Source organism: Synechococcus sp. MIT S9507 (assembly GCF_047304715.1).
GTDB lineage: Bacteria > Cyanobacteriota > Cyanobacteriia > PCC-6307 > Cyanobiaceae > Synechococcus_C.
Genome location: NZ_CP138970.1, coordinates 2,323,656 through 2,338,038, shown reverse-complemented (window position 1 = coordinate 2,338,038; position 14,383 = coordinate 2,323,656). Strand labels below are relative to the sequence as shown.

The 14,383-nt window shown below is 58.2% G+C and carries 11 protein-coding genes; 8 read left to right on the top strand and 3 right to left on the bottom strand.

What is annotated here, in order from left to right; all coding sequences use genetic code 11:
- Positions 1–85 precede the first annotated feature (85 nt).
- On the top strand, positions 86–2,788 hold the full coding sequence (locus tag SIB83_RS12450) for an MGH1-like glycoside hydrolase domain-containing protein (RefSeq protein WP_413745989.1): 2,703 nt from the start codon (positions 86–88) through the stop codon (positions 2,786–2,788).
- A gap of 74 nt (positions 2,789–2,862) precedes the next feature.
- Here SIB83_RS12450 and pyrC read toward each other — a convergent pair whose 3' ends face one another.
- Both pyrC and SIB83_RS12440 read right to left on the bottom strand, forming a co-directional pair.
- Positions 2,863–3,966 (bottom strand): dihydroorotase, encoded by a 1,104-nt coding sequence (gene pyrC / locus SIB83_RS12445; protein ID WP_413745988.1) that lies wholly within the window; start codon positions 3,964–3,966, stop codon positions 2,863–2,865.
- Position 3,967: 1 nt separating this feature from the next.
- Entirely contained in the window at positions 3,968–5,629 is a 1,662-nt protein-coding gene (locus SIB83_RS12440) for a SulP family inorganic anion transporter (RefSeq protein ID WP_413745987.1), read from the bottom strand.
- A 125-nt stretch (positions 5,630–5,754) separates the two neighbouring features.
- Between SIB83_RS12440 and SIB83_RS12435 the strand changes: the two genes are divergently transcribed.
- From SIB83_RS12435 to SIB83_RS12405, 7 genes are all read left to right on the top strand, one after another.
- Positions 5,755–6,873, top strand: a complete 1,119-nt coding sequence (locus tag SIB83_RS12435; RefSeq protein ID WP_413747379.1) for a calcium/sodium antiporter — start codon at positions 5,755–5,757, stop codon at positions 6,871–6,873.
- A gap of 112 nt (positions 6,874–6,985) precedes the next feature.
- Positions 6,986–7,486, top strand: a complete 501-nt coding sequence (locus SIB83_RS12430; protein WP_413406350.1) for a DUF2231 domain-containing protein — start codon at positions 6,986–6,988, stop codon at positions 7,484–7,486.
- Positions 7,487–7,509: 23 nt separating this feature from the next.
- Entirely contained in the window at positions 7,510–8,121 is a 612-nt protein-coding gene (locus SIB83_RS12425) for a DUF2231 domain-containing protein (protein ID WP_413401606.1), read from the top strand.
- Positions 8,118–9,065: a cytochrome c oxidase subunit II gene (locus tag SIB83_RS12420; RefSeq protein ID WP_413401604.1), complete on the top strand. Its 948-nt coding sequence runs from the start codon at positions 8,118–8,120 to the stop codon at positions 9,063–9,065. The genes SIB83_RS12425 and SIB83_RS12420 overlap by 4 nt, the downstream gene beginning before the upstream one ends.
- A gap of 4 nt (positions 9,066–9,069) precedes the next feature.
- Complete coding sequence (locus tag SIB83_RS12415) at positions 9,070–10,758, top strand: cytochrome c oxidase subunit I (RefSeq protein WP_413745986.1); 1,689 nt, start codon at positions 9,070–9,072, stop codon at positions 10,756–10,758.
- Between the two features lie 3 nt (positions 10,759–10,761).
- On the top strand, positions 10,762–11,367 hold the full coding sequence (locus SIB83_RS12410; protein WP_413745985.1) for a heme-copper oxidase subunit III: 606 nt from the start codon (positions 10,762–10,764) through the stop codon (positions 11,365–11,367).
- A 42-nt stretch (positions 11,368–11,409) separates the two neighbouring features.
- Complete coding sequence (locus tag SIB83_RS12405) at positions 11,410–12,900, top strand: GMC oxidoreductase (protein ID WP_413401597.1); 1,491 nt, start codon at positions 11,410–11,412, stop codon at positions 12,898–12,900.
- Between the two features lie 28 nt (positions 12,901–12,928).
- Here the strand turns inward: SIB83_RS12405 and gorA are convergent, their stop codons facing one another.
- Positions 12,929–14,290: a glutathione-disulfide reductase gene (gorA, locus tag SIB83_RS12400; protein WP_413745984.1), complete on the bottom strand. Its 1,362-nt coding sequence runs from the start codon at positions 14,288–14,290 to the stop codon at positions 12,929–12,931.
- Between the last annotated feature and the right edge of the window lie 93 nt (positions 14,291–14,383).

Here is a 14,383-nt window from a genome sequence, read left to right as displayed (position 1 = left end):
CACCACGGGAAGTGATGGAAGCCAGTGCATCATGGGCATTCCAGATCACCCTCATTAGCTTCTGGAACATGAGGGTGTTTGGGTCATGGCGACTTCGGTGATCTCCAACGCTCAGCTGGGCGAGGAGCCCGCCGAGCTGATTCGCTGCAGGGAACGTGACGGCGGGGATCAACCCTGGGATCGATGGGGTACGTATCTCAGCGACAGGCAATGGGGAACGGTTCGTGAGGACTATTCCGCGGACGGCAATGCCTGGAACTCATTCCCCTTTGATCACAGCCACCTGCGCACCTACCGCTGGGGCGAGGACGGACTGCTCGGCTTCAGCGATGAACAGGGCCTCCTCTGTTTCGCACCGGTGCTCTGGAACGGACAGGACCCTGTTCTGAAGGAACGGCTCTTCGGCCTCGGCAATCCCGAGGGCAATCACGGTGAAGACATCAAGGACATGATGTATCACCTGGCTGGAACACCCACAGGCAGTTACGCCAAAGCGCTCTACCGCTACCCCCAGAAACGCTTCCCCTATGAACAGCTGAGAGACGAGAACCGCCGCCGCGGCCGTGACCAGAACGAGTTCGAACTGGTGCACACGGGCATCTTCGCTGAGAACCGTTTCTTCGATCTGGAGGTCGAATACGCCAAGGCATCACCGGAGGATGTGCTGATCCGTCTCACGCTCACCAACCATGGACCCGACAGTGCAGAGCTCCATCTGCTGCCAAGCCTCTGGTTTCGCAACACCTGGGGATGGGGCCAAAACAGCGAACATGACTTCATCAGACCATCGCTCTGCTTGCAGGATGGACTGCTGGTCAGCAGTGCTGTTGGGGGTCTTGGCTCCTATGGCCTGAGTTGCAGCGAAGGGGGAACCTGGCTGTTCACCGAAAACGAGACCAATACCCAGCGGCTTTACAACCAGCCTCTGAAGCAGCCCTACGTGAAAGATGCCTTTCACCGTTATCTGATCGAGAAACAGGCTGATGCGGTGAATCCGGACCAGACAGGAAGCAAGGCAGCTCTTCACCTGCAGCGAATGCTCAGGCCTGGAGAGATCTGGCAGGTGGATCTCAGACTGTGCCGACGCGACATGGGCGACAGGTCGACATCAACTGGCCTCGAGCTGACCAGCGTCAACGCCCTCGTCGAGCAGCGCCGCCAGGACTGGCAGGACCATCTGCACTGGGTGGCTCCAGGCCTGAACGAAGAGGACAGAGCCATCCATACTGCAGCGGCAGCTGGTCTGTTCTGGTGCCGCAAGTTCTACAACTGGTATGTGGCCCGCTGGCTGCGGGGAGACAGCAATTCAGCCAAGCCACCCGAGCAGCGCTGGCACACCGACAACGCCTACTGGCGCAACCTGCGGTCCCGCAACATCATCTCCATGCCCGACTGCTGGGAGTATCCCTATTTCTGTCAGTGGGACCTGATGTTCCATGCAGTGGCGTTCGCGGAACTTGATCCGGGCGAGGCCAAGCGACAGTCACGCATGCTGCGCCAGGCGTCCTACACCGCCAACAACGGCCAGTCACCTGCCTATGAGTGGGCGCTCTCCGATGCCAACCCACCGATCGGGGCCTGGGCGGCGCTGCGCATTTTTCAGGTCTCCGGACGCTGCTACGGCCGCAAGGACTATCCCTTTCTGCGTGCAAGCCTTCGGGAACTACTGCTGGAATACGGCTGGTGGGCCAACCGCACGGACCGCAACGGCGACAGTTTGTTCGAAGGTGGATTCCTCGGACTCGACAACATCGCGATCTTCGACCGGCGATACCCCCTGAAAGACGGAAGCCTGATCGAACAGACCGATGGCACGGCCTGGATGGGCATGCTCAGCCTGAACATGCTGGAGGCCTGCGTTCTGCTCGCTGAAGACAGAGAGGAATACAAAAGCCTGTGCGAACGGTTCGTGACTGACTTCAGTCGTCTCACCTACGCCTTGAACAGTCCCTGCGGGCGTGGCTACGTCAACTGGGACGAGGAGGACGGCTTTTATTACGACGTACTCAAACGCCCGGACGGAAGCAGTGACTATCTGAGGACACGTTCTCTCAGTGGACTGATCCCGCTTCTGGCCATCGCCACATTCGATGCACGCACTGTCGAATCCATCCCTGCCCTGGATGTTCGCAGCTATCTCAGAGACCTGGGCGAAGAGCGTGGGGCCCCGTTTGACGCGATCAGTCATCTCGGTTCGAGGCATCGCGATCGCGTGCTGTTCTCGATCGTGCCTCCCGATCGACTGCGACGGATCCTCACCCGGGTCTTTGATGAACAGGAGTTCTTATCCCCTTACGGCATCCGCAGCCTCTCCATGGTGTATCAGAACAACCCCTACTCCTATCAACAGGGTGACGACCACGCGACGATCAGCTACAGCCCCGCCGACAGTCCGGTTGCCATGTTCGGCGGGAACTCCAACTGGCGCGGTCCGGTGTGGATTCCAATCAACTATCTGCTGATTGAAGCCCTCCAGAAGTTCGGCCACGCCCTCGGAGACGAATTCAGGATGGAGTTTCCGACCGGTTCTGGACGTGAACTGAACCTCTGGCAGATCTCACTTGAACTGGAGAAACGACTCGTCGGGATTTTCAGGCGGAATGAGGAAGGCCGACGAGCCTTCAACGGAGACATTGAGCTGTTCCAGAACGACACAGCCTGGAGCGAACTCTTTCAGTTCCATGAATACTTCAACGGCTGCACAGGGGCTGGTGTTGGAGCCAGTCACCAGACAGGCTGGACGGCTGTTGTCTCCAAAATGATCACTCAACTTCAGCGCTGGGGCTGATGGCGCTTACAACAGCTCCTGACGGAAGGCGGAATCACGATGAGCCGGCCATGGCTCCCATCAGGAGTGTTCCTTCAACGAACTGTCGGTTCAACAGACCATGAGAGGGTTTCCCCGGCATGGAACAGCAACGGCCATTCGCTGTCAGGGATGGCATCATCTCCGACACGGGCTGATTCAGGTGGAATCAGGCGATTCGGAACGGATTGATCCCGTCGAACCAGCGTGATGGTGTCAGCGTTGAGAGGCATGCCGTAGAAGCGCGGGCCGTGCTCGCTGGCAAATCCTTCGAGATGGTCCAGAGCTCCCGCCTGTTCAAAGACAGCGGCATAACTCTCCATTGCATGGAGTGCATTGAAAATACCTGCACAACCGCAGGATGACTCCTTGCCGGAGCGGGGATGTGGGGCGGAATCCGTGCCGAGAAAGAAGCAGGGCAGACCACTGGTTGCGGCCGCGACCAGGGCCCTTCGATGGCACTCCCGCTTCACAACCGGGAGGCAGTAGAAGTCGCTGCGAAGGCCGCCAATGAACATCGCGTTGCGATTGAGATGCAGATGATGGGGGGTGATTGTGGCGGCAATGCGTTCATCACCGCTCAGATGGGCCTCCGTGATGTAAGTCGCCGATTCCTCCGTGGTGATGTGCTCCAGCACGATGCGCAGGCGTGGATGCCGCTGACGCAGGGGCTTCAGATGCCGTTCGATGAAGATGGCTTCACGATCGAAAACATCCACGTCCGGATCCGTGACTTCACCGTGAATCAACAGAGGCATGTCCACGGCCTCCATCCGCCTCAGCACAGCGGAGATCCGGGAGAGATCACTCACGCCTGCCGCTGAATTGGTGGTCGCATTGGCGGGGTAGAGCTTGGCCGCACGGAAGACGCCCATGGCGAAGCCCCTGGCCAGCTCGTCCGGATCAAGATCGTCCGTCAGATAGGCCGTCATCAGTGGCTCGAAGTCGATGTCTTCGGGCAGTGCTTCGAGAATCCTGCTGCGATAGGCCAGTGCCGCATCAACAGATGTGACCGGTGGACGCAGGTTGGGCATCACAATGGCCCGTGCAAAGGTTCTCGCTGTTGCCGGCAGCACGGCCCTGAGCATGGCTCCGTCCCTGAGGTGCACATGCCAGTCATCCGGCCGACGCAGCACCAGGGAGCTTGGAGCCTCGGCCAAGTCAGACCTCCTGGAGGACTGGTAGCTCACCAACCGCGCGACGGAGAATCTCCTCTCGATCTTCGCTCACATGATTGTCGGGCAGCAGTTCGAGCAGCTTGAGTTTCTCCAGGCGGTTGCGTGTGGAGCCGTTCATCACGACCAGATAGACAGAACGGCCCACCTCAACCGCTTCCTTGATGGCGTTTTCGAGAGCCAGTGAAGCTGTCACTCCCAGATGGGAAACCTCAGTGAGATCGAACAGAACCGCCTCACAATCCTCAATGGCGTTGTGTTCCCTGCTGATGGTCTTGGCCACGCCGAAGATCATCGGTCCGGTGAGCTGAAACAGCAGCAGGCGACCCGCAGCCTGATCGAGCAGTGCTTGCTGGTCTTCAGGAAGTTCAACGTCATCGTCCGTGGTGCTGATGGTTTTCACACCCCTGGCCTGCAGGGCCGTCATCCGTTCGATCGTGAGCACGTTGGCCACGAACACCCCGATGAAGACCGCCCAGATCAGGTCAACCAGCACGGTGAGTGCAATCACGCCATAGGTGATGCAGGCCGCTTTGATCGAAAGATGATGAGCACGCTGCAGAAAACTCCAGTCAATGATGTCGAAGCCCACCTTCAGAGCGATTCCCGCCAGTACCGCCAGAGGGATCTGAGATGCAAGTGGAGCGGCCAGCAGAATCACCAGCATCAGGATCAGGGCCCTGACGATGCCTGAAAGGGCAGAACGGCCACCCGCCTGAATGTTGACCACGGTTCCCATGGTGGCTCCGGCGCCCGGAAGTCCCCCGAACAGACCTGACATCACATTGCCCAGTCCCTGCCCGATCAGTTCCTTGTTGGAGTCATGCTCGGTGCGGGTCAGGCTGTCAGCCACCACGGAGGTCAGAAGGGCGTCGATGCAACCGAGCATGCCCAGCACAGCGCCGTTCACCACCATCAACCTGATCTGCTCACCGGAGAAGGTGGGAGGATTGAAACTGGGAAATTCCGCCGTGAATTCAGGAATCCTGCGCAGTTCAATGTCTCCGAAGAGCGTGAGTGACAGCACGGTTCCCACAACGAGAGCCAGCAGCTGAGGAGGACAGAACCGTTTCAGCTGCTCTGGTGTGAACCAGAGGATCAGCAGGGTGATCACGGCCAGTGCGAGCTCCAGAGGCTGCACGCCGGCAGCCAGCTCGGGGAGAGCGCCCAGTGTTCCGATCACACCCCCGGGAGGACTGCTCTGTCCCAGGAAGGGCGCCAGTTGCAGAATGACCAGGATCACACCGATCCCGGACATGAAGCCCGAAATCACCGTGTAGGGCATCATCGTGATGTATCGGCCCAGACGGAAGAAGCCGAACAGAATCTGGAACACACCGGCGAGCACCACCACGGTGAAAGCCATTGCCAGTGCAGTCCCCTTGTCGGGGATCTGGCTTGTGAAACTGAGAATGACGGCGGTGAACACCACCGTCATTGGACCTGTCGGTTCAGATATCAGTGTGGGTGTGCCACCGAAGAGCGATGCGACCAGGCCGATGATCACCGCACCCCAGAGCCCGGCAGCGGCTCCGGCACCGGAGGCAACCCCGAAAGCAAGAGCCATCGGCAACGCCACAACCGCCGCCGTCACACCACCGAAAACATCCCCGCGGACGTTGCGTGTGCTGATGTGATTCAGAAACACGCCAGACCGATTCGAATTTGGCGGAATGCTAATTCCCGAGCAGGGCAATGGACTGAATCCCTGCAGGCTTGCTCCCCTTCGGACACGGGGTGGCATCGCACAATGAGATCAGGCCGATGAGCACGATGCCCGACTTTCTGACATCCGCCCTGGAGGTCCTCATCGGGATCGGTCTTTTGTTTGCGGGCGGCGAAGTGTTTGTTCAGGGGTCGGTGACGCTGTCGCTGATCTTCGGAATCCCACAACTGGTGATTGGACTGACCGTGGTGTCCTTCGGAACCAGTGCCCCGGAACTGTTCGTCAGTGTCAATTCAGTGCTGCGGGGATTGGATTCCCTGGCCGTGAGCAACGTCGTGGGCAGCAACATTTTCAATGTGATGGTGGTGCTCGGCAGCAGTGCGGTGGTGATGCCGCTGCAGGTGGAAAGCCGCCTCGTCCGCAGGGATGTGCCGGTGATGATTGCTGTGTCCGCCGCGGTGTGGGGCATGGCATCGGCGGGCCGGGTCACCTGGCAGTCGGGCGTGGCACTGCTGCTCGCACTGCTGATCAACTCGATCTGGGAGATCCGCACAGCCAGAGAGGAACCGGCGGGAGTCGAGGAAGCCGAGCCCGATGTGAATCCCGATCAGGGCAAACGGGGCCTGCTGAAAGCGCTGATGTCACTGCTGCTCGGCGTTCTGCTTCTGGGAGTTGGATCGCGGGTTCTCGTCAGCGGTGCCAGTGGTGCCGCTGCTTATCTGGGGGTGAGTGAAGCGGTGATCGGACTCACGATCGTGTCAGCCGGAACCTCGATGCCGGAACTGATCACCTCGCTGGTGGCCGCCATCAAGGGCCGAACGGATCTGGCGATCGGCAACGTCGTGGGCAGCAACCTGCTCAACCAGCTGCTCGTGCTTGCGGCCAGTGCACTGGCCGCAGCGGGAACCGGAGGGCTGCAGGTGAGCCCCATGCTGATTCAGCGCGATATGCCGGTGATGCTGCTGACCGCTCTGGCCTGCATGCCGATCTTCTGGACCAAGGGCCGGATCACGCGCCTGGAGGGAGGAATCCTTCTGACCCTTTACATATTCTATGTGGTGGATCAGGTGCTGCCTCGCACACTGCCCACCTGGCAGGACGAATTCCGTCTGGTGATGCTGTGCCTTGTGGTTCCTGCTGTGATTGTTGTGATTGTTGCTCAGGCAGGGCTCTACTGGCGACAACTGCAACGCAAACGCCTGAGAAAAGCCGACGACCTGAACTGACTGCCGCGGGTCGTATCAGGAGTCCTGTCACAGCATCGCGAGCATTCGTAAATGAAAGGCTGACTGCATCCTGAATGCTGTCCATCCTTGGAGAGCGTTGCGCGGCTTGCCGATGCTCGAGCTGCTTCCACCTCTCAACGACAAAAATCTTCCCTGGCTGGATGTCATTCATCCAATCGTGGTTCACTTCGTGATCGCGATGGCGCTGATCACAGTTGTCTTTGATCTGATTGGCGTCATTACTCGCAAACGCAATCTGTTTGAAGTCAGCTTTTGGAATCTGGTGGTGGCGACAGTTGCAATCTTCGTCGCCATCATCTTCGGCCAGATTGAAGCTGGACTGGCCAGTCCCTACGGAGCTTCAAGGGACATCCTGAATTACCACAGCACGATCGGCTGGTCGCTTGCCGGTGTTCTTGGTCTCTTCACAGGCTGGCGCTACGTGGTGAGGCAAAAGGATCCAACCCGACTGCCCGCTGGTTTTCTTGTGCTCGATGGTGTGCTCGCAACGCTCGTGTTCTGCCAGGTGTATCTGGGAGACATGCTCGTTTGGATTTACGGACTCCACACAGTGCCTGTGGTTGATGCGATCCGCAGTGGAGCGGTGTCATGAACCCTGAGACATTCCTCCACTTGATGGCGATTCCTTCTCCCATCAATGAGATTGCAGATCAGCTCGGTGCGAATGATCTTCCCTACACGATTCCGATCCATCCGAATCTGGTTCACTTCACGATCGGATTGTTCGCAATCGGCATTGCCTTTGATTTCGCAGGTGCGTTCTACCCCCTTGAAAAACGAATTTTCCGCTTTCTGGCCCTGCCGGTGACCCGCACGGGCTTTCATGACGTAGGCTGGTACAACGTTCTTGCCTGCAGTGTGATCACCTTCTTCACGGTGGCTGCCGGCTTCTACGAAATGCTGCTGGCCGTTCCGCTTCCAGGGGACATCCGCACCGTGATCGGGCAGAACGCCATCAACACAATGCTCTGGCATGCCATCGGCGGTGTGGCCCTGCTGCTGATCATCGTGGCGATGACCATCTGGCGCGGATACCAACGCTTCGTATGGCGCAAGGACTTCGGTCGACAAGTGACTTGGCTGTATCTGTTCTGCGGGGCCACGATCCTGCTGGTGATGGGCGTCCACGGAAGTCTTGGGGCCTGGCTTGCCAGTGAATTCGGCGTTCACATCACCGCCGATCAACTTCTCGCTGCTGGAGCCGATCTCAAGGAGTCGCTGCCATGACATCGACTCGCGGAGCCACGAAAAAACGCTTCCCGTTCAAGCTGTTTCTGACAGTTCTGATCTCGACTGCCATAGATCTTCTGGCAAGTCTTCAGATCTCCAAGTGGGCCTACGGATGGCTGCCGGTTCCGGCCTCCACGGCAGCGCCATATGTCGACGATCTCTTCAGCCTGGAGGTCGGAATCGGTGCATTCATCTTCATCGGCTGCGTGGGATTCATCATCTGGTCCGTTCTTTTCAGTCGTGCCGAAAAATATGACGAAAGCGACGGTCTCCCCATTGAGGGGAACACAAAGCTGGAAATCATCTGGACGGTGATTCCTTTTCTGATTGTGATGGCGCTGGCTCTTTATTCAATCCATGTGAATGAAACTCTCGCCACACTCGGGCCAAAGCAGAAATATGACGTTGCCATCAATCAGGACCCCGAAGCTGTTGCAACACTGGATGTCCGCCGTGAGGTGGGACCCATTGAAGTGATCTCCAGGCAGTGGTCCTGGGAGTTTGTCTACCCCGATGGAGTGCGTAGTTCTGAACTGCACCTCCCGATCGATTTACGAGCCAATTTTCTGCTCAGCTCAGAGGACGTGATTCACAGCTTCTACATCCCAGCATTCCGCCTGAAACAGGACATCATTCCTGGCAGCGTGATCTCCTACAGCATCACACCAACCCGTGAGGGTCGTTTCAGGCTGCGCGACGCCATGTTCAGCGGCGCTTATTTCTCACAGAACCAGACCGATGTGATCGTCGAGTCGGAGGAGAACTACGACGCATGGCTGACAACAACCGCCAAGCGGCCGATGGTGAAGGGACTGAGCCCGGGCACCCCTCTTTACGAAAAGCGCCTCAAGGAAGGTGACCGTGGCTGGGCCACGGTCGCTCCCTCTGCTCCTCCCATGGTCAACGACCCCGGCAATCCCGAAGCGCCCCACGACTCCTGAAACGATGACGCTCACCAATTACGACCCGAGGGTGCTCAAGGCTCCTCACCCCGTTCCAGGTGCTCCCGACAACTGGAAGCGCTTCTTCAGCTTCAACACCGATGCGAAGGTGATCGGCATTCAGTACATCGGTCTCTCGCTGCTCTTCCTTCTTCTGGGTGGATTGCTGGCCATGGTGATGCGCGGGGAATTGATCACTCCGCCGGCGGATCTGGTGGACCCGAGCGTTTACAACGGTCTCTACACAATGCACGGAACAGTGATGCTGTTCCTGTTCCTCTTCCCGGTTCTGAATGGCTTCAACAACCTGTTGATCCCCACCATGATCGGGGCTCCCGACATGGCCTTCCCCAAGCTCAATGCCGCGGCCTTCTGGCTGGTCCCTGTGTTTGCGGTCGTGCTCCTGAGCAGCTTCTTCGTGCCTGGCGGACCGGCTTCATCCGGCTGGTGGTCCTATCCACCGATGAGCATTCAGAACCCACTCGGACATTTCATCAACGGTGAATTCCTGTGGATCCTCGCCGTGGCGATCTCAGGGGTCTCCTCGATCATGGGAGCGATCAATTTCGTCACCACAATCATCCGCATGCGGGCTCCCGGCATGGGCTACTTCCGGATGCCCGTGTTCGTCTGGACCGCGTGGGCTGCGCAGACCCTGCAGCTGATCGGGCTTCCGGCACTCACCGGAGGAGCGATCATGTTGCTGTTTGATCTCAGTTTCGGCACCAGTTTCTTCAGGCCTGAAGGGGGAGGTGATCCCGTGCTTTACCAGCACTTCTTCTGGTTCTATTCACACCCGGCGGTGTACGTGATGGTGCTGCCCGTGTTCGGCATCTTCTCTGAACTGATCACGGTGTATTCACGCAAACCTCTGTTCGGCTACAAGTTTGTGGCGCTGGCCTCGTTCATCATCACCTTTCTCGGTCTGATTGTTTGGGTCCACCATATGTTTTACACCGGAACTCCACAGTGGATGCGCAATCTTTTCATGGTCACCACCATGCTGATCGCGGTACCTACGGGAGTGAAAGTGTTTGCCTGGCTGGGGACGCTTTGGGGAGGCAAGATACGCCTGACAACTCCGATGCTGTTTGTGCTGGGGGGCCTGGTCAACTTCATCTTCGGAGGCATTACAGGAGTGATGCTTGGCACAGTTCCAATTGATATCCACGTGGGAAATACTTATTTCGTTGTGGCTCATTTTCATTACATCATTTTCAATACAATCGGATTTGGAGTCTTTGCCGGCATCTACCACTGGTTCCCGAAATTCACCGGTCGCATGTACTACGAGGGGTTGGGAAAAGTTCATTTCACTCTCACCTTCATCGGTGCCACACTCAACTGGCTACCTCTCCACTGGGCCGGCCTTTATGGCATGCCTAGGCGGGTTGCCTCCTATGACCCTGAATTCGCGCTCTGGAATGTGATCGCGAGTATCGGGGCCTTCATGCTGGGAGTGGCCTCGATCCCCTTCATTCTCAACATCGTCAGCTCCTGGGCGAGGGGTGCCAGAGCCCCGGCCAATCCCTGGAGAGCAATCGGGCTGGAGTGGTTGCTTCCCTCACCTCCTCCCGCTGAAAACTTCGAGGATGATGTACCCACCGTGATCAGTGAGCCCTATGGCTACGGCCTGGGCAAACCCCTTGTCGAAGACGAGGAGTTCTATGTCCGACGTTCCATGGAGGCCTGAACGATGACCAGCGCCAATGTTGATCTGGAACTGAAGCACGAACCCGGTCATATCAAACATGACGGCCACAATCTCACCGGATTCGTGATCTTCCTCTGCTCGGAAAGCATCATCTTCCTGGCATTTTTTGTTGGTTATGCACTTCTGAGGATCACCAGTCCGGAATGGCTTCCTGAAGGAGTCGAGGGTCTGGAAACGCGGATGCCCCTGATCAACACGGTCATTCTGGTGAGCTCAAGCTTTGTCGCCTATTTCGCCGAGCTCTATCTCCACAAAGAAAATCTCTGGGGATTCCGTGGCCTGTGGCTGCTCACAATGGCCATGGGCAGCTACTTCGTGTATGGACAATACGTTGAGTGGTCTGAGCTGAGTTTCAGCCTGAGCAGCGGAGTGTTCGGTGGAACGTTTTATCTGCTGACCGGTTTTCACGGCCTGCATGTGATCACGGGAATCCTGCTGATGGGACTGATGCTGGCGCGTTCGTTCCGCCCGAACAACTACGCCAAGGGTGAGATGGGTGTCACCGCCGTGAGCCTGTTCTGGCACTTCGTGGATGTCATCTGGATCATTCTCTACGTGCTGATTTATGTGTGGCAGCGCACTAGCTGATCGCCGTCTGCATCACGCAGTTCTCAACGACATGAGTCATCCATGATCATCGACGACCGCCACTACGACATCATCATCATCGGAAGTGGTGCTGGAGGCGGCACCCTGGCAGGTTGCCTCAGCAGCAAGGGACACAGTGTGCTTCTGCTCGAGCGAGGTGAAGCTGTGGAAGCCGGTTGGCAGAGCCGTCCTCGTGTGAAGGATGAACAGTGGTTCGGTCCCGATGGTGATCCCTTCTCACCGCAGACGTTCTATGCCGTGGGCGGAAACACCAAAATCTGGGGAGCGGTGCTCGAGCGCATGCGCGAAAAGGATTTCACCGACCTGCCGTTGCAGGAGGGGGTGTCGCCGTCATGGCCATTCGATTACACGCATCTGGCTCCTTACTACGACCAGGCTGAGACGTTGTATCGAGTTCATGGCAAAGCTGGTGTCGATCCCACTGAGCCATCACGAACCAAAGGCTTTGACCATTCACCCCGCGCGGTGATGCCATTCCTCGAAGAACTGCGGGAAGGACTGGAACGCCACGGTTGTCAGCCCTACGACCTTCCTCTCAGCTGGTCGGACAATGACGGTGACCCAGTCGGAGATGCCGAGCTCTGCGGACTCGCGCATGCCGACAGCGCCAATCTGGAAATCCGCCACAAAGCGAAAGCCCTGAGGCTGCATGTCAGTCCGAGCGGACGGGAAGTGAAGAGGGTGGAGGCGGATGTGGAAGGCGAAATCTGGTTGTTCTCCTCAGATCTGGTTGTGCTTGCAGCCGGTGCGATCAACACTCCGGCGATTCTGCTGAGATCCGGCAATGAACGTCATCCAGGCGGTCTCAGCAACTCGTCAGACCAGGTGGGCAGAAATCTGATGAACGTTCAGATCACCTCAATCCTGCAACGTTCCGCGGCACCCAACAGCGGCCGCTATCCACGTTCCTATGGGGTGAACGACTATTACTGGGGAGACAAAAACGTGACCTTTCCCTTAGGTCACATTCAGGCTGCTGGAGGAGTGCTGCAGGACGCACTGTTCGCCGAATCCCCACCGGTCCTGTCCCTTGTCAGCAAGCTCATCCCTAATTTCGGCATCAAGCGACTTGCTTCCCGCACCGTGGCCTGGTGGGCCATGACAGAAGTGCTTCCCGAGCAGGACAACAGAGTGTGGCTGAACAAGGAGCAGATTCGCATCAACTACCTTCACAACAACCGTGAAGCCCACGACCGACTGGTTTATAGGTGGATCGACACCATCAAATCCGTCGAGGCCGATCCCGCCATCAAGGTGGTGACATCGGAGCCTGTGCATCCCCGCGGCGAAGCTCCTCTGAGTGTGGTGGGCTTTGCCTGCGGAACCTGTCGCATGGGAGAGGATCCCTCCGCATCCGTGGTGGATTCAACGGGACAGTGCCATGACCTTGACAACGTCTACATCGCCGACAGCAGCGTTTTCCCCAGCTGCCCGAGCGTGGGACCCGGTCTGACCACCATCGCCCTGGCACTGCGCATGGCGGAGACACTCCATAAGAGACTCGAGGCCTGATCGGAAGAGCACAACGCTGACGCAGCTGTCAGGTCATCGTGACGAATTCCTCTGACACCGTGGGGTGCAGAGCCATGGTGCGATCGAAATCGGCCTTGGTGGCCCCCATCCCGACAGCGATCGCAGCCATTTGAATGATCTCGGCGGCATGCTCCCCGACCATATGGCATCCGAGCACCCGTTCGGTTCCCGCCTCGAGCACCAGCTTGAGCAGACAGCGGGTGCCGCGCTTGGGCAGTGCCTGCGCCATGGAACGGAACCGTGCTCTGTGAATCACCACGCCATCGGCTCCGTGCTGAGCGATGGCGTCCTCTTCCGACAATCCAACCGTTGCCAGCTCAGGCTGACTGAACACAGCACTGGCCACCAGGGCATGATCGACCTGCCGAGGACGATCTCCATAGACGCTGTCCGCGAAAGCACGACCCTCATCAATGGCCACAGGCGTGAGGCAGATGCGATCGGTCACATCGCCAACAGCAAACACGTGAGGCACATTGGTGCATTGGTCGGCATCCACGGGAATGCGGTTGCCCTGAACAGTGACTCCGGCAGCTTCAAGGTTGAGACCCTGCAGGAAAGGCCGACGTCCAGTGGCCAGCAGCACCCCGCCGCAGGCAATTCGATCCCCTCGATGGGTTCGCACAACCAGATCACCCGGCGTTCCCTCGATGGCTTCAGGGCCGTTGGAGAACTGCACATCCACTCCTTTGTCAGCCATACCTTCCTGCACGACACCTGCCAGTTCGGCATCAAAGCCTCGCAACAGGTGATCACGGCGCACCAGCTGGGTCACCTCAACACCGAGACCACTGAGAATTCCTGCGAATTCGCAGGCGATGAAGCCGGCACCCACCACAACCATGCGCTCCGGAAAACGCTCCAGCAGGAACATGTCATCGCTGACCCAGCCGAGCTCGGCACCCGGGATATGGGGTCGCTGAGGGCGGCCGCCGACACCGACCATGATTCTTTCGGCATACAGACGCTCCAACGGTGCACCACCCGGTTCCGCCGAGACAAGAATGTGATGGTCATCTTCGAACCGTCCCCATCCCTTGATCAACGCCACTCCGGCCTTCGCCAGGAATTCGATGTGCATGGCATTGAGGCGATCCACCTCAGCACGCACGTTGCTCAGCAACTGTGCTGAATCAATCCGGACATCGGAGGGAAAGACTCCATAACTGGAGGCCTCCTCCATCTGCCCGGCCATCTGAGATCCGTAAACCAGCAGTTTCTTGGGGACGCACCCTCTGATTACGCAGGTGCCACCAACCCGATCACCTTCCACGATGGCAACGCGCGCACCATGACGCGCAGCCCGCTTGGCGGCCGCCAGGCCTCCGGAACCGGCACCGAGCACCACAAGATCAAACGACTGGTCCACCGCAGCTGCTTTTCAACTAACCACCATTCTGATGGGTCCGGTTTCAGACTCATCACGAGGGGCGATCCATATCAGCGAACCAAACAATCAGCG

Bases quoted from the DNA above. Each gene is read 5' to 3' on its own strand.
- SIB83_RS12450 (WP_413745989.1), top strand. From the start codon at position 86: ATGGCGACTTCGGTGATCTCCAACGCTCAGCTGGGCGAGGAGCCCGCC.
- SIB83_RS12435 (WP_413747379.1), top strand. From the start codon at position 5,755: ATGCCCGACTTTCTGACATCCGCCCTGGAGGTCCTCATCGGGATCGGT.
- SIB83_RS12430 (WP_413406350.1), top strand. From the start codon at position 6,986: ATGCTCGAGCTGCTTCCACCTCTCAACGACAAAAATCTTCCCTGGCTG.
- SIB83_RS12425 (WP_413401606.1), top strand. From the start codon at position 7,510: ATGGCGATTCCTTCTCCCATCAATGAGATTGCAGATCAGCTCGGTGCG.
- SIB83_RS12420 (WP_413401604.1), top strand. From the start codon at position 8,118: ATGACATCGACTCGCGGAGCCACGAAAAAACGCTTCCCGTTCAAGCTG.
- SIB83_RS12415 (WP_413745986.1), top strand. From the start codon at position 9,070: ATGACGCTCACCAATTACGACCCGAGGGTGCTCAAGGCTCCTCACCCC.
- SIB83_RS12410 (WP_413745985.1), top strand. From the start codon at position 10,762: ATGACCAGCGCCAATGTTGATCTGGAACTGAAGCACGAACCCGGTCAT.
- SIB83_RS12405 (WP_413401597.1), top strand. From the start codon at position 11,410: ATGATCATCGACGACCGCCACTACGACATCATCATCATCGGAAGTGGT.